Here is a 25,943-nt window from a genome sequence, read left to right as displayed (position 1 = left end):
GAGTTAAGCATGTTCCGATCCATCAAATATCACGCGGTCGACTGGCTGAAACGCATTGCGGCCCTGTTCGACAAGAGCGCGCTGCTGCTGATCGTGCCGGCGGTTGCTCTGCTGTATCACATTTATCCGCCGATCATCCAGACGAACCTCGAGCTGAGCCTGTATGTGGCAATTTTCGTCGGAATGACGATCATCCTCACGATCCTCGCGTTTCCGCAGATCAACATCGAGGCCCTGATTCGATCCGTCCTCTTGGAGAAGAATGTCGCCGCGGCGTTGGTGGTGGTCGCAATGATCGTCTTCTTCATCGCGATCTTCCTTGGGCTGCTGCAATGGGCGCCGCGGCAGTCATGATCCCTGCGCTCGCCAAGGTCTACCTGCCGGTGCTTATCGCGGTGATGGAGCAGGTATGGCCGGGTGCGCCGATGCCGTCGTTCCTCGCCGGTCAGGTTGAGAACGAGTCGTGTGTGTCGCTCACAAACCCGAAGTGCTGGAACCCGCGTGCCGAACTGCACACAAGCCGGGAGTGGGGCATTGGTTTGGGAATGACCACGATCGCGTACAACCCGGACGGCACGGTGCGGTTCAACAAGTTCGAGGAACTGCGCCGGCAGTACGCAGCGCTCAACGGGTGGACATGGGACAAGCGCTACGACGCGCGCTACCAGCTCACGGCTCTCGTGGAAATGGACCGCACGCTGTTTCTGAATGTCGCTGGCACTCGCTCGGACCTGGACCGAATCGCGTTCACGCTGGTCGGCTACAACGGCGGGGCCGGGGGTGTCATGCGGGACCGGATGCTGTGCCGAAACACGCCCGGTTGTGACCCGGCGCTATGGTTTGGAAATGTCGAGCGAACCAGCTTCAAGAGCAAGGTCATCATGAAGGGGTACGGACGCAGCCCCTTTCAGATTAGTCGGGATTATCCGAAGTCAGTTCTGTCAAGGCGGCTGAAATATGAACCTTACTTTTAATGACGCGATGACGCCAAACGAATTTGGAAGCGAGAACAGCGGGATTGTCGGAATCGTCTCGATGGCTCTTGCAGCCATAGCCGGCGCCTTTCTCATAGTTCGTCGCTGGCTGGATAGCGGCTCGATCGAGCGAAAGAAAGATCAGGCCGACGTCGATTCCATCGACCGTCTCATGAAGCTGCTCGATAGTGAACGCAAGCGGGCCGACGACGCGGAAGCGCGCGCGGACCGATTCGCGATTGAGCGAAACGACGCCGTGAAGATGATCGGCGAACTCCGGGGCGAAATCGCAGCGCTGCGCCAGAAGGTCGAAAGTCTGGAGCTTGCGGTGAACGATTCTCACAACAAGACGGAATGAGAGGGCGTAGTGATCACAAAACCTGGCACCGAGCGGCCTAAGCGGCGGTCTCGCAAGAGGCTGTCGATGCACGCCCTCTCTGTGTTAGGTGTGGCGCTCCAGGGAGCGTGGATCGAGATTCCTGATGCATGGAAAGCGGGGGTGCCGAAGCAAGCGCTACCCGTAGCCACCGTCCTGATTTTTATCGCGCTCGTGGTCTGCCACCTGGTAATGGCCAGCGAGTAGAACCGCTCACAAGGATCGACATGAACGGCTATTTCATCACCGGCATTGCCGCCACTCTTCTCGGGGTCGCAGTCGGCGCCGGCGGCACTCACGCGCTCGATGCGAACCACTACGGTGCGGAGCTCAGCACAGAGAAGGCCGCGCACGCGCGCGACAACGAGCAGCATTCGAACGACCTGAACGCAATATCGAAGGCCGCGCTTGACGCTGAGCAGCGCGCGATCGACGCGCATACCGTGGCGGAAGGGAAGATCGCGACCCTGGACGATCAGCTTACCAAGGAGAAACAAGCCCATGAAACGGACAACGCTCTCAATCGCGCTGCTATCGCTGACGGCACTCGCCGGCTGCGCATCGCAGTGTCCAACTTCCGTCCAGCCAGTGGCGACCAAGCCGGTTCCACTGCCGGCACCGGCAGCGTGGGCGATGGTGCCGCCGGCACCGCAGAGCTACCACGACCGTTTGGACTCGCTCTTTTCAGCATCGCCGACGACGCCGACATCGACCGCCGGAAAGTGATTTACCTGCAGGGCTACGTGTGCGCGGTGCGCCCGGAAACGGACGGCTGTGCGCTTGCCCACTGATACCCATCGCTAATTCCCGTGGCGGGAGCGATGTCAGCATTCAGGCAGCGACAGGCGCGGACGTGATGTCGGCGTAGCAACGCATCGCAGCATCGAAATCATTCTCGCCCATCCAGTGCCGTCCATCGTCAGATCTGACGCCACCCAGCGTCACCTTCCCGACGCATGCAATCGACTTGTTCCCAAACTCGGCATCAGCGACTCTCCCAACGACAATTCCTAGGCCTCTCAGGTCATCTAGGGTCATATTCATCTCCTTCGGCCATTTTTCCGCCACTCTTCGAGCATCCGCATCCGCTCATCTATAAATTGCTGCTGTCGCGGTGTGGGTGGATCAGTCAGGCACGGCTCCGCATCCAGTTCGCGCTCGAAGCACTCCCATACAGTTCCCGCCACGTACGCGCTGCCGCCTTTCCCGATCATCTTTCGGATCTGGTCGGCGCGCATAATCGTCGAGCGCAATCGGTGTATCTCCCTTAGCAGCTTCAACACCACCGGGATGGGGTTCTGGTCATAGATTTCGGCCAGTTCCGCAGCAGTTAGAGGGCGAGGGCGACGCACGATCGAATGAAAAAATACTGTATAGATGTACAGTAGTATATCTAGGATTTCCGAGTTTGCATCCGGCACTATCGTGGCAGGGTCCAAGGGAGGCATCTATGTGCTATTCGGCTCAAATAGAGGCGGACTATAGGAAGTACGTAAAGATGTTCGGCGCTGTCATGAGTCTTCGGGAGTTCGCGGAGTTGTACTGGGAGCGCGGCGGACACAATCTGAAGACCCCGATGGCGATGGACGCGGCGTTTTCGGATGCCCGGACCGAGGATGAGCGGCGCATCCAGGCGCTGATTGCCGAGTACAACGCCCTGCAGGCGACGAAGCTCGAGCAGGAGCTTTTCAAGCAGCGTGCCCGGCTCGCCGAAGCGGAACGCATTCTGGAAACGAAGGTGACGAAGGCGGCCACTGAAAGCAGGCGGATCGCGTCCGAAAAGATCGACGCCGCAGTGGGCCGGCTTGCTGACCTGAAGCGCACGACGTTGAACGATGGTGATTCACGGATTTTTCCCGGCTGGTATGCCCCAGTGATGATCGTTCAGGACGGGCACCGGGTTGTTGTGCCGATGCGTTATCGCTGCCGGTTACCGGGCTGGACCAAGCAGATGGAGAAGGAAAAACCGGGGACGTACAATGCCCGAAAAAGCAACCTGAAGCGGGTATGGGGGAAGTTGTTCGGCTACAACCACGGCATCATGGTCGTCAATCGTTTCTATGAGAACGTGGACCGCGGCGGGAAGAACGTCGTTCTGCAATTCGATCCGACGCCGCCGCAACAAATGCTGGTCGCCTGCCTGTGGTCGCGCACGGCGATTCCTGGTGAACCTGACCTGTGGTCCTTTGCGGCCATCACCGACGAACCGCCCCCGGAGGTCGCAGCCGCTGGTCACAATCGCTGCATCATTCCAATCAAGCCGGGCAACGTCGACGCGTGGCTCAACCCTGATCCTTCAAATCTGGCGGAACAATACGCCATTCTTGATGACCGGGTGCGGCCTTACTACGAGCATCGGATGGCAGCTTGAGCTGCTGCCACTGCTGCGCTGGTGGGGTATAAAGTCTACTGGGCAACGATCACCGCCGGTGTGCTGCGGACGTTCCCGAATCTATGCCCAGCCGAAGAGATGGCGGCCGTCGCGTCCCCGACGCCGCCGCGCACGGCACCCAAAGCCGTCGGTGACGGTGACCTGCTTGGCATTTAGCGGCAAGCAGGCTGCTATCCCGGCAGGAAGTTCCAGAACGAACTCGAAGGGTACTTTTCCACGACGAGCGCCAAAATGTGACCCCCGAGATTTACTGTCTTGCCGAGCAAGTCCTCGAAACCGACATAGAACGTTAAAAGTTCGTCTTGGGAGAGTTTGTCGAGGTCCCCGTCATACATCGCGTCGACGTCTTCCAGCAGAGAATTCACGCAAATGTAGAACGTTGGGATTCGCTCGGCCAAGGAAGGGTGGAGCATGCCGATGCGATCGATGTTTTTTGCATACAACTCGACGTAGTTGCGCTGCGCGCGGACCTTGATGGCTGAAATTTGTTGTCCAACGCGGGCGGCGGCGATCACTGCTGTGACGTGAGACTCGAACTGACGTTGGCTGACGATTGCGAGGATCGCCGAGATGCCGCCATGAAACGCGTACGCAAGATTGCGGGCGTCGCGTCTCTGCTTGATCCACTCCATGCCGAACGTCGCAACTAGAGTACTCGTGAGGCTGATTGCGCCACCCACCAGAGTTCCTACCAAAGCTGTATCTGCCATCCCCATCCCCTTTTTATTGACCGTTGCTCGCGCTTTGATTTGCCAGCTTTTTGCCAGCAACGTGGATCTGGGCCTGCTCCGTCGGCGGTTGTCCTGCATGCAACAACGCCACGTTTCACCACATCTGACTTGTTGGAAATTTTTTGGAACTACGCGGAAATTACGCGCGTTGCTAAAAAAGCCTTGTCTGTATTGGTGCACGGAGTCCCCTCCCTCGCACCATTCATGTGGCAGAGAACCCCGTTAAGTCTTTGGACTGACGGGGTTTTTTGTTTTTTCCGGCCCGGTGCGCCTCGTGCGTCCCGTATCGGGCAGCGCTCAGGCGCCCGGCGCTTGCGGTGCCGTGCCGGGCAACTCGGCTTGCGCGGCGCCTTCGAGAAAGCGGCGGGTCGATTCGAACGCCTGCAGCATCTGATCGGGCCAGGGCGTCTGCAGCATGACGGCCTGGTGGTTTTCGAACGCCGAAGTCAGCAATTTTGCGAGTTCGGGCGAGCGCAGATGCCGCAGCAGCACGCTGACCGCAATCGCCGTTGCCTGGCTCGCGCCGGCGGTCTGGAGTTCCGACGCGGTGAGGGCGGCGATCTGTTTGTTGATGTCCACTGAAGCTTCCTTGGAAGAAATGGGCGGAGATTGAAGGCGCGGTGGCCAATCCCGAATTTTGACATGGTTGGCGCTGTTGCTGCGCGGGCAAGTTGCGCGCCGGATCGCCTGCCGCGCCCGATCGGCGGCACTCGTTTCGGTGTTTAATCTGCTGCGCGACGCATGTCGTGCCAATTGAAATGTCGGAAAATTCGCGACCGATATGCTGAACTCAAACGAGTGGCGCAAGGATCAGACGATATCCGATTCAGTTGATATTGCGCTGCCGCTTATCCGGGTTCGCGTTCCGCGCGGACTGTCTAATTAAAAGTTCGTTTTGCTCGGTGCGGCTTCTATGGCGAGGGCACTTGCGGCGCGCCGGCTAATGTGCCAGCGCAATAGCGGCTTCTTCCATCCATCAGTGCGGGTGGAGAAATCGTGCGGATGCCGGCGGTTATCCGGCAGTAAAAATCAGTACGCATTGCGGGATATCCGCTGGTATGCGATTTCGTTTGTTCGAGGGTTCGACGGCTCGGATAACATGGTATTCTGCGCGCCGATTTTCGCCATATTGCTCGCACAATATAGGCGCATTAATCCGTGCGACTAAACGGATCTCGATAGAAGACAATAAGAGGGATGCGATGAGCTGGATATTAGCGGTGCTCGGCGCGGTGATCGGCATGGTGACCGCGTTGTCGAACGACTTTTCGATCGGTAACGGAGCAGTGGTGGGTGCGCTCGCCGGTTTTGCGCTGGCGCGCGTGCTGGCGAAAAAGCCTCACGGCGCGCCAAGCGACGCTACGGCTAAACCGGCCACGGCCGATAGCTGGAATCCACCCGGCGAACTGGCCGCGCGTGTCGAGCGTCTCGAACGCGAGATCGTCGCGCTGCGCGGTGAAATCCGGCAACTGCGCAGCGGCGCCACTACTGGAGCGACCGCCGGCGCCACCCCCGCCGCGTCCGCCGACCAAGCCGCGAGCGCTCAGCCTCCCACGTTCACACCGAAGCCGCCCGGGACCGTGCCGCATCCGTACGCGATGCCTCCCGCCACTGCAACAGACCAAACGCAAAATCATGCGTCTGGAGTCGCGCCGGCGCAGCCGGCGGCTATGCATTCTACGGCGAGCGTCGGCGCGGCAACGCCGCTGGTGTCGGCCGACAGCAGCGCTGCAGTGCCGGTTGCGCCGCTCGAGCCTGAATTGATCCCGGCTACGCCGCCGCAGCCGCCAGCACCACCACAGGGCCCGGGTCTCGCCGAACGCCTCTTCAAAGCCGGCCGCGACTGGCTATTCGGCGGCAACACGGTGGTGCGGGTCGGCATCGTCGTGCTGTTCTTCGGCATCGCCTTCCTGCTCAAGTACGCGGCCGACAATAGTCTGCTGCCGATCGAATTCCGCCTTGCCGGCGTCGCGCTTGCCGCGACCGTCCTGCTCGGCTTCGGCTGGCGCATCGGCGAGCGTCGCGGCGCGTACGGGTTGGTCCTGCAAGGTGGCGGCGTCGGCGCGCTGTATCTGACCGTGTTCGCCGCGACCAGGCTCTACCATTTGTTGCCGGCCGGCGCGGCACTGCCGCTGATGATCGCGATCTGCGCGTTGAGCGCGTTTCTGGCGGTACGGCAGAACGCGTCGTCGCTCGCCTTTATGGGCAGCGCGGGCGGGTTTCTCGCGCCGGTGCTGCTCTCGACCGGCGGCGGCAGTCATGTGATGCTGTTCAGCTACTACGCGCTGCTCAACGCCGGGATCTTCGCGATCGCGTGGTTCAAGGCGTGGCGTCCGCTGAATCTGCTCGGGTTCGTGTTCACGTTTTCGATCGGCGCCGTGTGGGGCGTGACGGCCTACCGACCCGAACTGCTCGCCAGCACTGAGCCGTTCCTGATTCTTTTCTTCCTGATGTACGTCGGCATTGCGTTGCTGTATGCGGTGCGCCGCGAGCTTGCACTCAGGCATTACGTCGACGGTACGCTGGTATTCGGTACGCCGCTGGTCGCGATCGGTCTGCAAGCCGCGTTGATGAAAAACATCGGGTTCGGCCTGGCGTGGAGCGCGGTGGCGCTGGCCGCGTTCTACCTCGCGATCGCCGACTGGCTGGCGCGGCGCCGCGAGCGGCTCGGCATGCTGTTCGAAGCCATGCTGGCGCTGGCCGTGATCTTCGCGACCCTGGCCGTGCCGCTCGCTTTCAGCGGCCCGACGACGAGCGCCACGTGGGCCATCGAAGGCGCCGCGATCACCTGGCTCGGCGTGCGCCAGCGGCGCCTCGGCGCGTTCGGTTTCGGCTTGCTGCTGCAACTGGCCGCGGCCTGTGCGTTTATCGCCGGCACGGGAACGCAGGTCGATTACAGGGAAGTTTGGCCGGTCCTGAACGGCGCCTATATCGCCACGGCGCTGATCGCGCTCGCCAGTATTTTCACGGGATGGCGCCTGCACGGCCGCAGCGAAGCGAGCGCGTGGCACGCGTGGATGCCGCAGGTCGGCCTTGTCGCCGCAATCTGGGGGCTGCTGTGGTGGGTTTTGGGCGGCGTCCATGAAATCTTCGAATATGCGCATGCCCATCTGTCCTACGATCGCGGTCGTTTCGAGAACGCGTTCGTCGCGCTGTTCGCCGTTCTGACCGGCTGGCTCGCGCATGGCGCGCGCCGCAGGCTGCGTTGGCCGCTCGCCGAGTGGCCGGCGCTGGCGCTGGTGCCGGTCCTTGCGTTGCTGGTGCTGAACCTGTTCATGTACAACATGGCGCCGGTCAGCGGCTACGGCTGGCTGGTTTGCGCGATCGTGGCTGTCCTCGCCTACGCACTGCTGCGGCGCCAGCAGCGCGATGTCGGCGACAGTGTGCTCGCGCCGCTCCATACGCTGATGTTCTGGACCGCCGCCGCGCTTCTCGCGCTCGAAGGCTACTGGGGTTTGCGCGTCTATGTGCCCGAAGGGGCGTGGAGCTGGAGCGCGTGGGCCTATGGTTTCGGCATTCTGCTGCTGTTGGTGGCAGGTGCCGGGCATCGTCTGCGCTGGCCGGTCGGCAGCTTCACGCAGGCTTATCAGGTGTGGGGCGCGGCGCCTCTCGCCGCGTTGCTGTGGGCGTGGAGTATCGCGAGCGTCGTCAGCGACGGCAGCGCCGCGCCGCTTTTCTGGCTGCCGCTCGTGAATCCGCTCGATGTCGCGCAGATACTCGCGTTCGTCGCGTTCGCCGTGTGGTTGCGGCGTCTGCGCGCGCTCGCCCTGCATTGGCATCCGCGGGCTTTCGATTACGCCGTGCTCGCCACGCTCTTCCTGTGGTTCAACGCGTTGCTGCTGCGTACGCTGCACCATCATTTTCACGCCGCGTACGATGTCGACGCCGTGCTGGCATCGTTCAATCTGCAGCAGGTGTTCCTTGTCGGCTGGAGCGCGTTTGCTTTTGCCGGACTATGGCTCGCGCGGCGCGACGGCATCGTGCGGCTGTGCGCGCGCGCTTCGACACCGCTCGTGCTGGTGATGTGGGCGTGGACCTTCTACGCGAACCTGACCCAGGACGGCGGCGCGTGGGCGCGTCTGCCGCTGCTCAATCCGCTCGATCTGGTGCAGGCGGTGATTTTTGCGCTGGCGGCGGTGTGGCTCGTGCGCATCAGCCGCCTCGGCGTGCCGATCGGCGAATATCGTGTGCCGTTGCAGGCAGTGGTCGGCGTGACGGGCTTCATCTGGCTCAATGCAATGCTGCTGCGTACGCTGCATCATTGGACCGGCGTGCCGTACCAGTTCGATGACATGTCGCGCTCCATGCTCGTACAGGCGTCCGTTTCGGTATTCTGGACGGTCTGCGCGCTGGCCATGATGATCTGGGCGACGCGCCGGGCGAGCCGCCTGTTCTGGTTCGTCGGCGGCGCCTTGCTGGCGGCGACCGTCGTCAAGCTGTTCCTGTTCGACCTGTCGCACGTGACGGGTATCGAGCGGATCGTGTCGTTCATCGGTATCGGCGTGATGTTGCTGCTGATCGGCTACTTCTCGCCGCTGCCGCCAAAAGCTGCCGTGATGGAAACTGAGCAATGAAGCGTTTCTTGATTGTGACTGTCTGGTGCCTTGCGATCCCGGCCATCTGGGCGTCTCCGGTGGCTGCTGCGGCCGATCATTTTGCGCAGCGCTTCGCACTCGAACTCGACAGCGGCGCCGCGTACTACAGCATCAGGCTGCCGGTCGCCGTGTACGCGGCGAGCCGGCGCAGCGATCTCGGCGACGTGCGGGTATTCAACGGCGCCGGCGAGCCGGTGCCGTATTCGCTCGACGCGCCGCGCGAGGCGGCCAGGACGCCGCCCACGCTGCGCACGGTACGCTGGTTCCCGTTGCCGGCCACCGAGGCGGGCAGCGCCGGTGCGCCGCTCGGCGTGACGATCGCGGCCGACGGGTCGCTGCGGACGACCGCGGCGCCGCCGACACGCGCGCAACACGATACGGATCTCGTCGATGTCGGCCGTGTGGCGGGCGAGGCGGGCGCGCTGGTCGTGCATCTGCGCAACGACAACTATCAAGGGCGCGTGACAGTCGAATCGAGCAACGATTTGCGCAGCTGGCACCCCGCCGGCGATGCACAACTTCTCAAGGTCACCTATAACGGCAGCACGTTGAGCCAGGACCGCATTGCGCTGGATGGCGTGCCAGCGCGTTATGTGCGTTTGCGCTGGCTCGACGGCGCGCCGTACATCGAATCGATCGACCTCGAGGTGCAGGCGGCCAACTCGGACCGCGCGCAGCGCGCGGATACCCAGCGGGAATGGCGCGAAGGCATCGTGGCTCGTGCGGGGCCGACGGCCGGCGAATATTTCTTCGACACGGGCGGCCCTTATCCCGTCGACCGCTTGCGCCTGAATTTGCCGCAGCCCAATACGGTGGCGCCGGCCGTCGTCTATTCGCGCCCAGGTCTGCAATCGCCCTGGCGCGAGGTCTCGAACGCGACGCTGTACCGCCTGCACAACGGCGCGGTGGAGCAGAGCAATCCATCGCTCGAAGTGGCGGCGGATACGGATCGGCAATGGCGCGTGGTGGTGGATGCGCGCAACGGCGGCCTGGGGAGCGGTGCGCTGACCGTCGCGGCGGGCTGGCGTCCGGCGACGCTGACGTTCGTTGCGCGCGGCGCGGCGCCGTTCACGCTGGCGGTGGGCAATGAGGCGGCTGTGTCTTCGGCGGTGAGCCGCGAGGATTTGCTGATGGGCGCGTCGTCAGTCGCCGTCGCGGCGCGGTTGGGAGAAGCGCTGCCCGTCGCGCCGCAAGATGCCGATGGGCAGTCGGCGAACAAAGACCGGGATGCAATGCGCCGCTATGTGTTGTGGGCGGCGCTGCTGCTCGCCGTCGGCTCGCTCGGCATGATCGCGTGGCGGCTCGCGCGTGGCGCCCGGGCCGCTGTGGATGTGGCCGGCGCTCGGGCAGGTACTACGGCAGGTCCTGAGGCAGGTAATGTAGCCGGTACTACGGCAGGTACCGAGGCAAGTGCTGCAACAGGTACTACGGCCGGCATCGTGGCTGATAACGCGGGCAGTGCAGACGGCACCGGTCAAAGCAGCGGCAAGGCCTGATTGCAGCGAGTGCCGGTCGCACTTCTTGCAGCCCGCACTCGCGCTTCGTTGTTCATTCCTCGCGCGCGGTCATCGTATGGATGATCTTGTCGAGCGCATGGCCGAACGCGAGCTTTTCCTGTTCGTCCAGACACTCGAACAGATCGTCATTCCATTTGCGCGCGATCGGCATCACTTTGCGATACAGCGCGCGGCCCTCGGCAGTGAGCGACACCAGCACCACGCGACCGTCTTCGGCGCTCGGCTCGCGCTTCACGAGGCCTTGTTTGATCAGCGCCTCGGCAGCACGGCTCGCCTGGCTCTTGTCGAGATTCGCGTGACGGGCCAGCTCCATGATTGAAAACGGTCCGAACGATCCCACCGACGCAATCACCCGCGCTTCCGGCAACGTCACGCCCAGCTTGTCCTGATAGCGCTCGCTGATGCCACGCTCGGTGAGCTTGTTCAGCACATGCAGACGGTACGTGAGGAATTGCTCGAGTCCGGTTTTGGCGGAGGCCTTCATGGTCTTCCCGTGATAAGAGACGCGGTCGTGGCGCTGTGATTGTTGCCGCAACCGATTCGCCGGTCAACGCGCGCCGAATTTCAGCCGCGTCAGCTGCTCGGCCGCGTCGGCGAGCAGGCGCGCCGCGTCGCGAATCGCGACTTCCAGCGTGATTGGTCCGGGAGCCGGCGAGAAGCAGCCGCTGAAGAATTCGCCGAGACGCGGCAGGGCCGCGGAGTCGACCGCGCCCGACAGCAGCGTGGCGGGCACGCCTGCTGCCTGCGCATGACGGCAGGCGATGAAGGGCGCCTTGCCGTGCAGCGTTTGGACGTCCGAACGGCCCTCGCCGGTAATCAGCCAGTTCGCGCCCTCGAGCGCGGCATCGAGGCCGATTTGCCGCGCGACGGTTTCCGCGCCCGGCTCGAATTGCGCGCCCAGCATATGCAGTGCAAAGCCGAGGCCGCCGGCCGCGCCCGCGCCGGGCCGATCGCGCGCGGTTCGCCCGAGCGCCGCTTCGAGCAGATCGGCGAAGCGGGCGAGAGCGGCGTCGATCGTGGCGATCTGCTCCGGCTTCACGCCTTTTTGCGGGCCGAACACCGCAGTCGCGCCGTGATCGCCGGTCAGCGGGTTGTCGACATCGGACATGCCGACGAACGACGCATCCGCCAGCCGGGCGTCGAGTTGCGAGACATCGAGGCGCGCCACGCGTGCGAGTTGTTCGGGTGTCGCGTCGAGTTCCTGGTTCTGCGCGTCGAAGAGCTTCAGGCCGAGGCCGGCGAGCAGGCCCGCGCCGCCGTCATTCGTACTGCTGCCGCCGAGCGCGACGAAAAAGCGCCGCACGCCCTCGTCGAGCAGTGCGCGGATCGCTTCGCCCATGCCGCGCGTGCTGCGCGCCTCGACCGGCACGCCCATGCCGACCGGATCGGTAATGCCGACGATTTCCGCCGTTTCGATGATCGCGCTGCCGTCCGCGAGCAGTGCGGTGAGCGCTTCGCGCACCGGCCCGGCCGCGCCGCGCACGCTCAGCTTGCGGCGCTCGCCGCCGCTCGTGAGCATGGCTTCGAGCGTGCCTTCGCCGCCGTCGGCCATCGGACAGATGCGCACCTCGGCGTCGGACCGGGCGCGCCGGATGCCGGACGCAATCGCCTGCGCGACCTGCTCGGCGCTGAGCGAGCCTTTGAAGGAATCGGGAGCAATAACGACGACAGGCGAGGACGGCGGATTCGGCATGGTGTCTCTGAATGGTTGGAATCGTTGCGAGGGCGCAGGACCTGAGCGAAAAGACACGCAGCCCCGAGCGCGTCCGTTAGCTTAGCAGCATGGCGGCGCCGACTGAATAGGCCTAACGGCATAGCCGGAATCGTCTGGCGAAAGACGCAGCAAGCGAGGTCGCCCGCCGCGCGCCGCATGTGAGGCGGTGCGACCGAATGGCCGTAAAGCCGGTGAAAACACGCCGGAAAGCGCTTGGAAAGCCGATAAAAACGTGCGCAATCATCGAATCCCGGCTAGGCGCGCAAATAGTTTGCTAAAATATTCGGCTCTTTGGACCCAACCGTGCTGCCGGCGGCCTGCAAGCCCGCGGCGCAGGCGCCGAATTGATGTGATGTGACGCGCGATGCGATGCGACATCGAAAAGCGGCACGGAGAAGATAACTGATTCGCTCGAATAATTTTAGGACGATTGAAGCCATGGCTAACGTTGTTGAAAACCTCGGCAAGCTCGAACGCCGCGTAACGATTTCCCTGCCGAAGGACGCCGTGCAGAAGGAAGTGGACTCGCGTATCCGTCAACTCGCGAAGAACGTGCGCATGCCGGGTTTCCGCCCGGGCAAGGTGCCGCTCAAGATGGTGACGCAACAGTATTCGGGGCAGGTGGAAGCCGAAGTGCTGAGCGACAAGGTCGGCAAGGAATTCTTCGACATCAGCCGCACCGAAAACCTGCGCGTGGCCGGCCAGCCGAGCTTCGCGCCGAAGGTCGACGCCACGGAAGGCGACTACGCGTTCGACGCGACCTTCGAGGTGTATCCGGAAGTGAAGCTGGGCGACGTCGCCACGGCTGAAATCGAGCGCACCACGACCACCATCAGCGAAGCGGAAATCGACCGCACGCTGGACATCCTGCGCAAGCAGCGCGTGCACTTCCACGCTCGCGGCGAAGCCGGCGAGCACGGTGACGGCGGTGCGGATACGGCAGCGAAAGAAGGCGATCGCGTGACGGTTGACTTCGTCGGCAAGATCGACGGTGAAGTATTCCAGGGCGGCAGCGCAGAAGATTTCGCATTCGTGCTGGGCGAAGGCCGCATGCTGCCGGAATTCGAAAAGGCGGCGCTGGGTCTGACGGTCGGCGCATCGACCGAATTCGACCTGAAATTCCCGGACGACTACCACGGCAAGGAAGTGGCAGGCAAAACGGCGCAATTCACGATCACGATGAAGAAGATCGAGTGGCCGCATCTGCCGGAAATCGACGCTGAATTTGCGAAGTCGCTCGGCATCGAAGACGGCGATCTGACCAAGATGCGCGCTGAGATCAAGGACAATCTCGAACGCGAAGCGAAGCGCCGCACGCAAGCCATCGTCAAGAACCAGGTGATGGACGCGCTCCTGAAGATTTCTGAACTCGACGTGCCGAACGCGCTGATCGAACAGGATCAGGAACGCCTCGTCGGGATGGCTCGTCAGGATCTGGAGCAACGTGGCGTGCCGAACGCCAAAGACGCGCCGATCCCGGCTGAAATGTTCAAGGAACAGGCTGAGCGTCGGGTGAAGCTGGGCCTCGTGCTGGCCGAACTGGTCAAGGCCAACGAACTGCAGGCAAAGCCGGAGCAGATTCGTGCCGAAGTCGACGAATTCGCGAAAAGCTACGAAGACCCGAAGGAAGTCGTCCGCTGGTATTATTCCAATCAGCAACGTCTTGCCGAAATGGAAGCGTACGTCGTTGAAGCCAACGTCGTCGATTTCGTCCTCAGCAAGGCCAAGGTGAAGGACAAGGAAGTGAGCTTCGAAGAACTGGCAAGCGCAACGGCGCAAGCGTAAGCGTCGCTGCAACGGCGTGCCGGCTGTCGGAGCGACGGCCCGCACGCCGTTTTTTTGTGCTGTGAACGTGTGCTGCGTTTTGCATTGTTTTCTGCACTACGCTCGCGTTGATCGCGCACTTGAATACTGGCTGGTCGTACACACCTGTCTAGCATCTAATATTTAGAGTATTTCCAGACAAGGATCCATTGCATGACCTTTCGCGCCCAAATGCTGGACACGTTGACCTCCCAGTCGTCGCGGGATCTCGAAGCGCAGGCGCTCGGACTGGTGCCGATCGTCGTGGAAACGAGCGGCCGGGGTGAGCGCTCGTATGACATCTACTCGCGCCTGCTGAAGGAGCGCATCGTGTTCCTGGTCGGCGAAGTGAACGACCAGACGGCCAATCTCGTCGTCGCGCAGATGCTGTTCCTCGAAAGCGAGAATCCGGACAAGGACATCAGCTTCTACATCAACAGCCCGGGCGGTTCGGTTTCGGCCGGGATGGCGATCTACGATACGATGCAGTTCATCAAGCCGGACGTGTCGACGCTGTGCATGGGCCTCGCGGCCAGCATGGGTGCGTTCCTGCTGGCGGCCGGCGCGAAGGGCAAGCGCTTTGCGCTGCCGAATTCGCGCGTGATGATTCACCAGCCGCTGGGTGGCGCGCGCGGCCAGGCGTCAGACATCGAAATCCAGGCACGCGAAATCCTGTATTTGAAGGAACGGCTGAATCATCTGCTCGCGCACCACACTGGCCAGCCGGTCGAGCGTATCGCGCGCGATACCGATCGCGACAATTTCATGTCCGGCGATGACGCGCAAGCTTATGGTCTGGTCGATCAGGTGGCGCACAAGCGTCCTTGAACTGGTGCGTTTTTGCCCCAAAATGGGGTAAAAACGTCATCGAATCGGTTGTGAAATAATCAAGACTCGTCCGAGCGCCTGCGGCAAACGCCGTTATCCTGGCTCAAGCCCTGCCGCGCCCAACTGCGAGGCAGGGGCAAACGGCGTATCATGTAATCGAGTGTCCGGAGGCTCACACATTTATGGCGGACAAGAAAGGTTCTAACAGCGAGAAGCTGTTGTATTGCTCGTTCTGCGGCAAGAGCCAGCATGAAGTCAAAAAACTGATTGCCGGCCCGTCGGTGTTCATCTGCGATGAATGTATCGACCTGTGCAACGAAATCATCCGCGATGAGGCTGCAGGCGCGGGCATCGAGGCGGGCTTGTCCAAGTCCGACCTGCCGAGTCCGCAGGAAATCCGTGAAATCCTCGATCAGTATGTGATCGGTCAGGAGCGCGCGAAGAAAATTCTCGCAGTCGCGGTGTACAACCACTACAAGCGCCTCAAGCACCTCGACAAGAAGGATGAAATCGAACTGTCGAAGAGCAACATCCTGCTGATCGGCCCAACCGGTTCCGGCAAGACCTTGCTCGCGCAGACGCTCGCGCGCCTTCTGAACGTCCCGTTCGTCATTGCCGATGCAACGACGCTGACGGAAGCTGGCTACGTCGGCGAAGACGTCGAGAACATCATCCAGAAGCTGCTGCAGAACTGCAATTACGAAGTCGACAAGGCTCAGCGCGGTATTGTCTACATCGACGAAATCGACAAGATCAGCCGCAAGTCCGACAACCCGTCGATCACCCGCGATGTGTCGGGTGAAGGCGTGCAGCAGGCCTTGCTGAAGCTGGTCGAAGGCACGATGGCGTCGGTGCCGCCGCAAGGTGGCCGTAAGCATCCGAATCAGGACTTCATCCAGGTCGACACCACCAACATTCTGTTCATTTGCGGTGGCGCATTCGACGGCCTCGAGAAAGTCATCGTCGACCGTACCGAGAAAACCGGTATTGGCTTCGGCGCGAGCGTGAAGAGCAAGCAGGACCGCGACGCGGGCGAAGTGCTGCGCGAAGTGGAACCGGAAGATCTGATCAAGTTCGGTCTGATTCCCGAGTTGATCGGCCGTCTGCCGGTGGTGGCTACGCTCGGCAAGCTCGACGAAGCGGCGCTGATGACGATCCTCGTCGAACCGAAGAACGCGCTGGTGAAGCAGTACCACAAGCTGTTCAATATGGAACGCGTCGAACTCGAGATTCGTCCGGCCGCATTGCAGGCCGTGGCGCGTAAGGCGATCCGTCGCAAGACGGGCGCGCGGGGTTTGCGTTCGATCCTGGAACAGGCGTTGCTTGATGTGATGTACGACCTGCCGGCAATGAAAGGCGTTAGCAAGGTTATCATCGACGACAACGTGATTGACGGCGACGGCAAACCGTTACTGATCTATGAAGACGCACCCAAGGTTGCGGGTTCGAACTGATCGGCTTTCGGGTTTTGCAAACAAGCCGTTCATGGCGACGTGAACGGCTTTTTCGTTTATCGTGTGGTCAGGATGGTTGTTTTCACTATGGAGTCACTGAACCTTCGGAGTCACTGAACTTTTCCCACACGCGGAGGCTTGCAATCTTTTCTGCTGGCCTCACCTATCGAACGAACTGATTCCACTCATGGGGAAATGAAATGTCAGGAACCCAACTCCTTCCGCCGGAACGCATTACGCTCCCGCTGCTCCCGCTGCGTGACGTAGTCGTCTTCCCGCACATGGTGATTCCGCTCTTCGTAGGCCGCCCGAAGTCGATCAAGGCTCTCGAAGCAGCGATGGAAGGCGGCAAGCACATCATGCTCGTCGCCCAAAAAACGGCTGCGAAAGATGAGCCGACCGAAAAGGACATGTACGAAGTAGGGTGCGTTGCCAACATCCTGCAAATGCTGAAGCTGCCCGATGGCACCGTGAAGGTGCTCGTCGAGGGCTTGCAGCGCGCGAAAACGCTTTCCATCGAAGAACAGGAAACGCAGTTCTCGTGCGAAGTCATGCCGCTCGAACCCGACCACGCCGACAGCGCTGAAACTGAAGCGCTGCGCCGCGCGATCGTGTCGCAGTTCGACCAGTATGTGAAGCTGAACAAGAAAATCCCGCCGGAGATCCTGACCTCGCTGTCGGGTATTGACGAGGCAGGGCGTCTGGCCGATACGATCGCGGCGCATCTGCCGCTCAAGCTCGACCAGAAGCAGCACATCCTCGAAATGTTCCCGGTCATCGAGCGCCTCGAGCATCTGCTCGCGCAACTCGAAGCCGAGATCGACATCCTGCAGGTCGAAAAGCGCATCCGTGGGCGTGTCAAACGCCAGATGGAGAAGAGCCAGCGCGAGTACTACCTGAACGAACAGGTCAAGGCGATCCAGAAGGAACTTGGCGAAGGCGAAGAAGGTGCGGATCTCGAGGAACTCGAGAAGCGCATCACGGCCGCCCGCATGCCGAAGGAAGCCAAGAAGAAGGCCGACGCCGAGCTGAAGAAGCTCAAGCTGATGTCGCCGATGTCGGCTGAAGCTACGGTCGTGCGCAACTACATCGATACGCTGATCGGCTTGCCGTGGCGCAAGAAGAGCAAGGTCAACAACGACCTCTCGAATGCGGAACGCGTGCTCGACGAAGACCACTTCGGTCTCGAGAAAGTGAAGGAACGCATTCTCGAGTATCTCGCGGTCCAGCAGCGTGTCGACAAGGTCAAAGCGCCGATCCTGTGCCTCGTTGGGCCTCCGGGTGTCGGTAAGACGTCGCTGGGTCAGTCGATCGCTCGCGCCACGAACCGCAAGTTCGTGCGTATGGCGCTCGGCGGCGTGCGCGACGAAGCCGAGATTCGCGGTCACCGTCGTACGTATATCGGTTCGATGCCCGGCAAGATTCTGCAAAGCCTGACCAAGGTCGGCGTGCGCAATCCGCTCTTCCTGCTCGACGAAGTCGACAAGATGGGGCAGGATTTCCGCGGCGATCCGTCGTCGGCGTTGCTGGAAGTGCTCGATCCGGAACAGAATCATACGTTCGCCGATCACTACGTCGAAGTCGACTTCGATCTGTCGGACGTGATGTTCGTGGCGACGTCGAACTCGCTGAACATCCCGCCGCCGTTGCTCGACCGGATGGAAGTGATCCGTCTGTCGGGTTACACGGAAGACGAGAAGGTCAGCATCGCGCAACGGTATCTTTTGCCGAAGCAGAAGAAGAACAACGGCCTCAAGGATGGCGAGGTCGAAGTGACGGAAACCGCGATCCGCGACATCATTCGTTACTACACGCGCGAAGCGGGTGTCCGTTCGCTCGAGCGTGAAATTTCGAAGATCTGCCGCAAGGTCGTGAAGATGCTTCTGCTGAAGAAGGCGGAAGGCGCGGTGAAGGTCGACGGCAGCAATCTCGACACTTTCCTCGGTGTGCGCAAGTACGACTTCGGTCTCGCTGCGAAGGAAAATCAGGTTGGCCAGGTCACGGGTCTTGCGTGGACGGAAGTCGGCGGCGATCTGCTGACGATCGAAGCCGCGGTGATGCCGGGTAAGGGCAATGTGATCCGCACGGGTTCACTCGGCGACGTGATGAAGGAATCCGTCGAAGCCGCGCGTTCTGTGGTCCGCTCGCGCTCGCGCCGTCTGGGTGTCAAGGACGAGGCGTTCGAGAAGCAGGACATTCACATCCACGTGCCGGAAGGTGCTACGCCGAAAGACGGTCCTTCGGCCGGTATTGCGATGACGACCGCGCTGGTGTCGGTGTTGACCGGGATTCCGGTTCGCGCCAATGTCGCGATGACGGGCGAAATCACGTTGCGTGGCGAAGTCTTGCCGATCGGCGGCCTGAAGGAAAAACTGCTGGCCGCGCATCGAGGCGGTATCAAGCTGGTACTGATTCCGGAAGAAAACGTCAAAGACTTGACGGAAATTCCGGACAACGTGAAGAACGCGATCGAGATCGTGCCGGTCCGCTGGATCGACAAGGTGCTCGAGCTGGCGCTCGAACGTGTGCCTGCGGCATTGCCTGAGGAAGAGCCGAAGCCTGCAGCGCCTGTCGCAGCAGAGCCGGCGAAGGACGCCGGTGCGACAGAAGTCGTGAAGCACTAAGGCAGTCAGCAGCGAAAGCAGTTTGCTGTACGGAAACCCGCGGCTTGGTCCGCGGGTTTTTCATTGCCCGCCACATTCCGAAAAGATTCGCCGGAATACACGCCAACCTACCTTTTGAGCAACCGCGGCCGCGATCGCCCGACTGGTTGTACGCGCATCGATCGGCGCCGAGAGAGACAGCAAGATTTGGTCATCAAACGATCGTTCGGGAAACTGCGCGATCCGGCGCAACCCCGCTTGACACAAGGGTTTCGGCCAATTCTAATTAGTCGGCTCGGCGCTACCCGCCGGCCGTGTGATGCCAGGTGCTACAGAGCGCCGTCACGATTGCCATAATATTCTCGGGGGTTGGAATGAATAAAACGGAATTGATCGATCACATTGCACAGCAAGCCGACATTTCGAAGGCTGCGGCCGGCCGTGCACTCGATGCGGTGATCGGTGGCGTCAAAGGTACGTTAAAGAAAGGCGGTTCGGTAACGCTGGTCGGTTTCGGCACGTTTGCCGTTGGTAAGCGTACGGCACGTACGGGCCGCAATCCGCGTACCGGCGCGGCTATCAAGATCAAGGCAGCGAAGGTCCCTAAATTTAGGCCTGGCAAAGCGCTGAAGGATGCGTTAAACTGATGGGCTTGCTGCTTGATGAACCTGCAAGTTCGTTGGAAAGAAGTGCAACGAAAATGTAGAGACTTGGTGTCATCTATAGGTGATACATAGGCCGGTCCCGGTGCCGTATCAAGCAGTGTCAAGCAGCAGAACAGAAGCACGTTGAATCGCGAAACGGGTGCTTAGCTCAGTTGGTAGAGCGGCGCCCTTACAAGGCGTAGGTCGGGAGTTCGAGCCTCTCAGCACCCACCATTTCCGTTTCGTGCGCAACGTCCAGCGCAGTCTGAAGACGTTCACGGAAGTATTGGAAAACCCGCATGGCTAATGATGGCTCTGCGGGTTTTTTTATTGTTTTCGATCAGGTCGAAGACGTCCGATGCACATCAGCAGGATCTCAGGTCGCCGAAAGTCGTGCAGAAGTCGCGCGGCTTCACGGCAGGCGCGTTCACCTCGGAACCGATGCCGGAAATCGCCCTGAAGCCCTGGAAGGACGGAGAGACGTCATTCAGGCGAGGCAAAGGCGTCGTCATGTTCGTGCGTCACTTCACCGGTCCGGTTTCGTGCGCAGACGCCGGAACGCCGGATGCCTGATCCGCCTGGTTCGCCGACTCGCGCTTGATCCGCTCGATGTCGCGAAACCGCGCCGCAGGATGCGTGTCCGGCAGCAGGGCCGTCGCGCCGAACAGCTTCTCGCGCAGGGTGCCTGGCTTGTAAGCGGTGGGGTACACGCCGCGCCGCTGCAACTCGGGCACCAGATGGTTCACCACGTCCTCGAAGGTCTCATGGGCGATGGCGTAGGCGAGGTTGAAGCCGTCGACGCCGGTGGTCTCGACCCACTGCTGCAGAATGTCGGCGACCGTCGCCGCCGAGCCGACGAACACCGGCCCGAGGCCGCCGATCCCACCCCAGGTCGCGAGTTCTTCGATCGTCCATGCCTTGTCGCCGCCCGCCAGATGCTCGACGGCCGACACGATGGCGTTGGTCTCGACGCGCTTCACGAGGTCGGTCGGCGCGTACTGGCCGAAGTCGATGCCGGTCCAGCCGGACATGAAGACGAGCGAGCCGTCGTAGGACACGTAGCGCTTGTATTCCTCGAACTTTGCCTGCGCCTTCGCGTCGGTCTCGTCGACGATCACCGTGACGAGGTTGTAGATCAGGATCCGTTGCGGATCGCGTCCCGCTTCGGCAGCCTGGCGGCGCACGTCGGCCACGTAATTTTTCAGCACCGATTGCGAGGGCGCGGCCACGAACACGCACTCGGCATGCCGGGCGGCGAACGCCTTGCCAGGACCGGACGCGCCGGCCTGATACAGCACCGGCGTGCGCTGCGGCGAAGGCTCGCACAGGTGATAGCCCGGCACCTCGAAAAATTTGCCTTTGTGGCCGATCTCATGGACCTTGCCGGGGTTCGTAAAGACCCGGTTGTGGCGATCGCGCACGACGGCGCCTTCTTCCCAGCTGCCTTCGAACAGCTTGTAGAGCACCTCGACGTACTCGGTGGCTACCTCGTAGCGGTTGCTGTGATCGCGCAGGCCGCCTTCGCTGATATTCTTCGCGCCGCTTTCCAGATACGACGTGACGATGTTCCAGCCGACGCGCCCTTGAGTGTGGTGATCGGCGGTGGAGAGCCTGCGCGCGAAAGTGTATGGATGCTCGAACGTCGTCGAGGCGGTAATGCCAATGCCCAGATGCTCGGTCACCATCGCAATCGGCGCGGCGAGCTGCAACGGATCGTTGACGGGAATCTGCGCCGCCTGGTGCAGCGCGTGATAGTTGCTGCCCTTGTAGACGTCGTAGTAACCCACCACGTCGGCGATGAAAATGCCGTCGAAGATGCCTTTTTCCAGCACCTTGGCCAGATCGGTCCAGTACGTCAGATCCTTGTACTGCCAGGAACGGTCGCGCGGATGAGCCCACAAGCCTGGCGACTGGTGACCCACGCAGTTCATTTCGAACGCGTTGAAACGAATGGATTTGCTCATGATGGTTAGCTGTTCCCGCGGGCCGGTCCAGTGCCGATCTGCCATACGTACGGCGGCTCAGTGCCGTTGATCGCCCAGTTGCCGACGATCCTTGCCTTGTAGACCAGCGGGTTGTGGGACGAGATCGTGCGCGCATTGCGCCAATGGCGGTCGAGCGCCTTGCTGGTGCTGGTCGCCGAAGCGCCGAGCGCATTGAACAGGTGCGTGGCTGCGCGCAGCACGAGTTCCGACGCGACCACTTGAGCCTGTGCCGATTCGATTTCCGCGTTGACGTTCGCTGCGTGTTCGGCTTCGGCGTTGCCGGCGAAATGAGCTTCATAGGCGCGCTGCGAAGGGCGGGTTGCCCGCAGCGCGACGGCTTCGGCCGCATATGCCCACGACGCGATTTCGCCGACCACCTGCTGGATCTGCGCATCGTCGCTCGCGCGAGGCGCGTTGCCGTGGCTGTAGACACGCGTGCGCTCGCGCACCAGCGTCGCCGCGTCGCGCTTGACGGCTTGACCGATGCCCGCCAGCGTCGCCAGATGGAACAGCTGATAGAACGCGGTCTGATATCTGAAACGGCGGGCAAAGTCGATGACGTCATGTTCGTCGACCGCGGCGTCTTCGAACAACGTGGTGCCGCTGCCCGTGGTGGTCTGGCCGAAACCGTCCCAGTCGTCCTTGCGAATCACGCCGGCCTGATGCGTGCTGACTGCTGCAATCACGTCGCTACCGTCGTCCGAGCGTTGTGCATACACATCGATCCAGTCGGCGAAGATGCTGCCGGTGCTGTAGTACTTCGAACCATTCACGACCCAGCGGCCGTCCTTCTTCGATACCTTGGTATTGACGCTGCCAATCGCCACGCTGCCGACTTCCGTCCATGCGCTGCCGACCAGCTGGCCGCTGACGAAGCGGTCGAACCATGTTTGCTGTTCGGCGCCCGGCGGCGCATTCAGCCAGTCTTCGACGAATGCGAAATGGGCGCGCAGCGCTTGCGGCAGGTTCGAGTCGGCTGCGGCCAGTTCGGTGATCAACTGGAACAGCTGCGGGATCGACGCACCGGCGCCGCCAAAGCGGCTCGGCACGCGCACCGCGCCGAACCCGGCTTCCTTCAGCCAGGCAATCGCGTCGTGCGGCAAATCACGGGAGCGGTCTCTGCTCACCGCGCCTTCGGCGATGCGCGTGAATATGGGTCTGAAGCGATTCGCGAGCTGTTCGTAGTCGGCGCCGGTGGACAAATGAATGTCGCGCTGGTGTAGGGTCATCTGGGCTTCCTTGCGGTTCATCTGCTCGCAAAGTTAAAGCAGGTTGTGCGCAAGCGCCTACCACCGAATAGTCACTTGCTAATGACGTTTTCTTGATTTCGGGTCAAGCCGTTGTTTTTCCGGGATATTTGAACGCGCCGCTGCCGCACGCGGACCGGCTGGTCACCGGACGAACGCTTGAACAGCGAGAATCGTGTTTGAACGACGCGATCTGGCATTCCACAAGAATCCAAATGAAAAATCGTTGGTTCCCCGACGGCGGGCGCCTACGTAATCTTGTCGGCTATCGCAGACAGGAACCGGGCAGCGTTGCGACGCGCCCTTCATGAGGAGAACCACATGCCCACGTTGCGCGGTGCATGGGCAACGCCGTTCGCGGCGGTTTTCAGTTCGATCGCCGCAACAGCGAGCGATGCTGCCGATCCGAATGAGCAGCAGGCAATCCGCTTCGGCGTCACCAAGGGGCGCCATGCCGGCAAGATTCGCCACGGGACCGAGCCGGTCCTGACCGCCGTCGCCATAACAAAGCACTTCGGTCCCACCGTCGCGCTGTCGAAGCTCGATCTTTCTATCCGTCCCGGCGAAGTCGTCGCGTTGATGGGCGCCAACGGTGCGGGCAAGTCCACGCTCGTCAAGATTCTGAGCGGTGTGTATCTGCCTGACGGCGGGACATTGACGCTGCGCGGCGCACCGTTTCGGCCGGCTTCTCCTCAGGCCGCAAAACGGCTCGGCGTCGCCACAGTGCATCAATCGATCGCCGATGCGGTCGTGCCGGCGCTGTCGATCGCCGACAATCTGCTGCTCGACCGCCTGTGCGATCCGGGCTCGCCGTGGCGCGTGCCGCCTGCGGCGCGCCGCAACGCCGCGGGGCCACTTGCCGCGCGAGTCGGGCTGGATGTCGATCTGTCGGCGCCGCTCGCGTCGTTGTCGCTCGCGAGTCAGCAACTCGTCACGCTCGCGCGCGCCCTGGCGTCACACCCCGCATTGCTGATTCTCGACGAGCCGACCGCCAGCCTGTCCGCACCGGAAGCCGAACGGCTCTTCGCGCTGCTCGACCCGTTGCGTGACGAAGGTGTCGCGATCCTGCTGGTCTCGCATCGACTCGGCGATCTGCGGCGCATCGCCGATCGGGTGACGATCGTCCGCGACGGACGTATCGTCGCCGACCTGCAAGCGCCGATCGATTTTGATGCGGCTGTCGAAACGATGATCGGGCGGCCCATACTCAAAGATCGCGCTTACCATGCAGCGGATAGGGCGTCGCTCGAAGCGTGTTTCAGCTTGCGCGACTTTCAGCTGACGCCTGACAGCATCCCGTTCGATCTCGACGTGCGACGCGGCGAGATCGTCGCAATTGCGGGCCCGGTGGGAGGAGGAAAGTCGCGTCTTGCGAGTGCGATCTTCGGTTGCGCACGCGCGGCCGCCGGCGAGATGGTGCTCGACGGGGCGCCATGGCGTCCGCGCTCGCCCGCCGATGCGATTCGCGCCGGCGTGTTCCTTGCCGGAGAGGATCGCTGGCGCACGTCGCTGTTTCCCGACAGCGTGCCGTTTGCGTCGATTGCGGGCACGCTCAGTTTTCCGTTCCTGTCGCGCTGGTTCACACGCGGCACAGTGCGCCAGACGTTGGAGCGCGATGCCGCGATCGAAGCGATCAGAAACTTCGGCATTCGCTGCACGGGTCCCGACGATCGCCTCTCGCGCCTGTCCGGCGGCAATCAGCAGAAGGTCGTGCTCGCGCGCTGGCATGCGGAACGCGCGCGCTTGTTGCTGCTCGACGAACCGTTTCAGGGCGTCGACGCCGGCGCACGCGCCGATATCGTCGATACCTTGCGGCGGCACGCTCATGAACGCGCGACGATCGTGTTCGTCAGCGATCTCGAGGAGGCGTTCGAGATTGCGGATCGCGTCGTGCGCTTCGATCGCGCGACGCTCGATCGCGTACCCACCACCGACCTGACTGCTCACATCCATCGATGAAACCCGTTACACCTTCTCTCGCTGTCAACGCGGTAACGGCCAAGCGTGTGCGCCCCGCATTGCGCGGCTTGCGCGAATACCTCGAATGCACCGGTATCCTGCTCGTGCTCGCCGTGCTGATTGCCGTGTTCGCCACAAAGGAACCGGCGTTTCTGAACATCGACAATCTGTTCAGCATCCTGCAGGCGGTATCGATCGTCGCGTTGCTCGGCATCGGTGTGACGATCACGCTGGCGGCAGGCGGCTTCGATCTGTCGGTGGGCAGCGTGGCCGCGTCGGCACAGATGGCGGCGAGCTACGTGCTGATCGTCTGGCACGGCAGCGCGCTGGCGGCCGTGGCCGCATGCGTCGCGCTCGGCGTCGCAGCCGGTCTGTTCAACGGCTTGCTGATCACGCGGTTGCGTGTGCCGGACCAGCTCGCAACACTCGGCACGCTGTTCCTGCTGGCCGGTCTGCAACTGATTCCCACCGGCGGCCGTTCGCTCGCCACCGGCACCGTGTTGCCTGACGGCACGGAGGCAACCGGCGTTTTCCCCGCCGCGTTTCTCGCGCTTGGGCGTCTGCGTCTTTTCGACGTGGTGCCGTTGCCCGTGCTGATTCTCGCTGCGTTGACAGTGCTTGCCTGCATCGCGATGGAGACCACGCGCTGGGGCCGCGTGATCTACGCGATCGGCGGCAACGAGACGGCCGCACGGCTCGCCGGTGCGCCCACCGCGCGCTACCGGATCGCGGCATACGTCGCGTCGGGAGCGATCGCGTCGCTGGGCGGCGTGCTGATTGCCGCGCGCGTCGGCCGGGGCGACGCCAGCGCCGGGCACTCGCTGCTGCTCGACGGCGTGGCCGCGGCGCTGGTGGGCTACGCGGTGTGGGGCGCGAAGCGGCCCAACGTGTTCGGCACGGTGGTGGGCGCGGTGTTCGTCGGCGTGCTGCTCAACGGACTGACGATGCTGAACGCGCCGTACTACATGCAGGATTTCATCAAGGGCGTCTTGCTGGTGCTCGCCCTGGCGTTCACGTTCAGTGTCGGGCGACGCGCGGATTCACACACGTGAGCCATGCGTGCCGGCGTGCCGACGACAGCGTCGTGCCGACGGACGTCGTGCCGACCGCATTCGGCACAA

General features: G+C 62.2%; 22 protein-coding genes and 1 tRNA gene. 16 read left to right on the top strand and 7 right to left on the bottom strand.

What is annotated here, in order from left to right; translation table 11 throughout:
* Window positions 1-9: 9 nt before the first annotated feature.
* Genes AC07WT_RS09715 through AC07WT_RS09695 form a run of 5 tightly spaced genes read left to right on the top strand, consistent with a single transcriptional unit; the run spans window position 10 to window position 2,141 of the window.
* Complete coding sequence (locus tag AC07WT_RS09715; protein WP_494946906.1) at window positions 10-354, top strand: hypothetical protein; 345 nt, start codon at window positions 10-12, stop codon at window positions 352-354.
* The gene (locus AC07WT_RS09710) at window positions 351-974 is read left to right on the top strand and encodes a hypothetical protein (RefSeq protein WP_494946905.1); all 624 of its coding nucleotides are present in this window, start codon (window positions 351-353) and stop codon (window positions 972-974) included. The genes AC07WT_RS09715 and AC07WT_RS09710 overlap by 4 nt, the downstream gene beginning before the upstream one ends.
* Before the next feature lie 7 nt (window positions 975-981).
* The gene (locus tag AC07WT_RS09705; RefSeq protein ID WP_494946904.1) at window positions 982-1,332 is read left to right on the top strand and encodes a hypothetical protein; all 351 of its coding nucleotides are present in this window, start codon (window positions 982-984) and stop codon (window positions 1,330-1,332) included.
* Window positions 1,333-1,341: 9 nt separating this feature from the next.
* Window positions 1,342-1,557: a DUF7940 domain-containing protein gene (locus tag AC07WT_RS09700; protein ID WP_494946903.1), complete on the top strand. Its 216-nt coding sequence runs from the start codon at window positions 1,342-1,344 to the stop codon at window positions 1,555-1,557.
* Window positions 1,558-1,577: 20 nt separating this feature from the next.
* A complete protein-coding gene (locus AC07WT_RS09695) occupies window positions 1,578-2,141 on the top strand; it encodes a lysis system i-spanin subunit Rz (protein WP_494946902.1) in 564 nt (187 codons plus the stop codon).
* Window positions 2,142-2,390: 249 nt separating this feature from the next.
* Here AC07WT_RS09695 and AC07WT_RS09690 read toward each other — a convergent pair whose 3' ends face one another.
* Window positions 2,391-2,789 carry a hypothetical protein gene (locus AC07WT_RS09690; RefSeq protein WP_494946901.1) on the bottom strand — a complete coding sequence of 133 codons (399 nt, stop codon included), beginning with the start codon at window positions 2,787-2,789 and terminating at the stop codon, window positions 2,391-2,393.
* An 11-nt stretch (window positions 2,790-2,800) separates the two neighbouring features.
* On the opposite strand from AC07WT_RS09690, the gene AC07WT_RS09685 reads away from it, so the two are divergent.
* Window positions 2,801-3,721: an SOS response-associated peptidase family protein gene (locus AC07WT_RS09685; RefSeq protein WP_494946900.1), complete on the top strand. Its 921-nt coding sequence runs from the start codon at window positions 2,801-2,803 to the stop codon at window positions 3,719-3,721.
* Between the two features lie 191 nt (window positions 3,722-3,912).
* Here AC07WT_RS09685 and AC07WT_RS09680 read toward each other — a convergent pair whose 3' ends face one another.
* Both AC07WT_RS09680 and AC07WT_RS09675 read right to left on the bottom strand, forming a co-directional pair.
* Window positions 3,913-4,551, bottom strand: a complete 639-nt coding sequence (locus tag AC07WT_RS09680; protein WP_494946899.1) for a hypothetical protein — start codon at window positions 4,549-4,551, stop codon at window positions 3,913-3,915.
* Between the two features lie 219 nt (window positions 4,552-4,770).
* Entirely contained in the window at window positions 4,771-5,052 is a 282-nt protein-coding gene (locus AC07WT_RS09675) for a hypothetical protein (RefSeq protein ID WP_492595553.1), read from the bottom strand.
* A 623-nt stretch (window positions 5,053-5,675) separates the two neighbouring features.
* Between AC07WT_RS09675 and AC07WT_RS09670 the strand changes: the two genes are divergently transcribed.
* Window positions 5,676-9,047, top strand: coding sequence for a DUF2339 domain-containing protein (locus tag AC07WT_RS09670; protein WP_494946898.1), 3,372 nt, complete (start codon window positions 5,676-5,678; stop codon window positions 9,045-9,047).
* The gene (locus AC07WT_RS09665) at window positions 9,044-10,564 is read left to right on the top strand and encodes a DUF3999 domain-containing protein (RefSeq protein WP_494946897.1); all 1,521 of its coding nucleotides are present in this window, start codon (window positions 9,044-9,046) and stop codon (window positions 10,562-10,564) included. The genes AC07WT_RS09670 and AC07WT_RS09665 overlap by 4 nt, the downstream gene beginning before the upstream one ends.
* Before the next feature lie 52 nt (window positions 10,565-10,616).
* Here AC07WT_RS09665 and AC07WT_RS09660 read toward each other — a convergent pair whose 3' ends face one another.
* Together AC07WT_RS09660 and AC07WT_RS09655 are read right to left on the bottom strand one after the other, a co-directional pair.
* Window positions 10,617-11,069 carry a MarR family winged helix-turn-helix transcriptional regulator gene (locus AC07WT_RS09660; protein WP_492595550.1) on the bottom strand — a complete coding sequence of 151 codons (453 nt, stop codon included), beginning with the start codon at window positions 11,067-11,069 and terminating at the stop codon, window positions 10,617-10,619.
* A 63-nt stretch (window positions 11,070-11,132) separates the two neighbouring features.
* Window positions 11,133-12,278, bottom strand: a complete 1,146-nt coding sequence (locus AC07WT_RS09655; protein WP_494946896.1) for a glycerate kinase — start codon at window positions 12,276-12,278, stop codon at window positions 11,133-11,135.
* A gap of 459 nt (window positions 12,279-12,737) precedes the next feature.
* Between AC07WT_RS09655 and tig the strand changes: the two genes are divergently transcribed.
* The 6 genes from tig (at window position 12,738) to AC07WT_RS09625 (ending at window position 19,865) form a co-directional block, all read left to right on the top strand.
* Window positions 12,738-14,084 (top strand): trigger factor, encoded by a 1,347-nt coding sequence (gene tig, locus AC07WT_RS09650; RefSeq protein ID WP_494946895.1) that lies wholly within the window; start codon window positions 12,738-12,740, stop codon window positions 14,082-14,084.
* Between the two features lie 192 nt (window positions 14,085-14,276).
* A complete protein-coding gene (gene clpP / locus AC07WT_RS09645) occupies window positions 14,277-14,930 on the top strand; it encodes an ATP-dependent Clp endopeptidase proteolytic subunit ClpP (RefSeq protein WP_007182010.1) in 654 nt (217 codons plus the stop codon).
* Between the two features lie 182 nt (window positions 14,931-15,112).
* Window positions 15,113-16,384: an ATP-dependent Clp protease ATP-binding subunit ClpX gene (clpX, locus tag AC07WT_RS09640; RefSeq protein ID WP_492595547.1), complete on the top strand. Its 1,272-nt coding sequence runs from the start codon at window positions 15,113-15,115 to the stop codon at window positions 16,382-16,384.
* A gap of 200 nt (window positions 16,385-16,584) precedes the next feature.
* A complete protein-coding gene (gene lon / locus AC07WT_RS09635; protein WP_492595546.1) occupies window positions 16,585-19,008 on the top strand; it encodes an endopeptidase La in 2,424 nt (807 codons plus the stop codon).
* Window positions 19,009-19,343: 335 nt separating this feature from the next.
* Window positions 19,344-19,634, top strand: coding sequence for an HU family DNA-binding protein (locus AC07WT_RS09630; RefSeq protein ID WP_492593705.1), 291 nt, complete (start codon window positions 19,344-19,346; stop codon window positions 19,632-19,634).
* Between the two features lie 155 nt (window positions 19,635-19,789).
* Window positions 19,790-19,865: transfer RNA gene (locus AC07WT_RS09625), tRNA-Val, on the top strand.
* Window positions 19,866-20,152: 287 nt separating this feature from the next.
* Here AC07WT_RS09625 and AC07WT_RS09620 read toward each other — a convergent pair.
* Both AC07WT_RS09620 and AC07WT_RS09615 read right to left on the bottom strand, forming a co-directional pair.
* A complete protein-coding gene (locus AC07WT_RS09620) occupies window positions 20,153-21,595 on the bottom strand; it encodes an LLM class flavin-dependent oxidoreductase (protein WP_494946894.1) in 1,443 nt (480 codons plus the stop codon).
* A 5-nt stretch (window positions 21,596-21,600) separates the two neighbouring features.
* Window positions 21,601-22,845 (bottom strand): acyl-CoA dehydrogenase family protein, encoded by a 1,245-nt coding sequence (locus tag AC07WT_RS09615; protein ID WP_494946893.1) that lies wholly within the window; start codon window positions 22,843-22,845, stop codon window positions 21,601-21,603.
* A 339-nt stretch (window positions 22,846-23,184) separates the two neighbouring features.
* On the opposite strand from AC07WT_RS09615, the gene AC07WT_RS09610 reads away from it, so the two are divergent.
* Entirely contained in the window at window positions 23,185-24,822 is a 1,638-nt protein-coding gene (locus AC07WT_RS09610) for a sugar ABC transporter ATP-binding protein (RefSeq protein ID WP_494946892.1), read from the top strand.
* On the top strand, window positions 24,819-25,874 hold the full coding sequence (locus AC07WT_RS09605) for an ABC transporter permease (RefSeq protein ID WP_494946891.1): 1,056 nt from the start codon (window positions 24,819-24,821) through the stop codon (window positions 25,872-25,874). The genes AC07WT_RS09610 and AC07WT_RS09605 overlap by 4 nt, the downstream gene beginning before the upstream one ends.
* Window positions 25,875-25,943: the final 69 nt, after the last annotated feature.

Source organism: Paraburkholderia sp. GW821-FHT02A12 (assembly GCF_059422005.1).
This window is presented reverse-complemented; position numbering and strand designations above follow the sequence as displayed.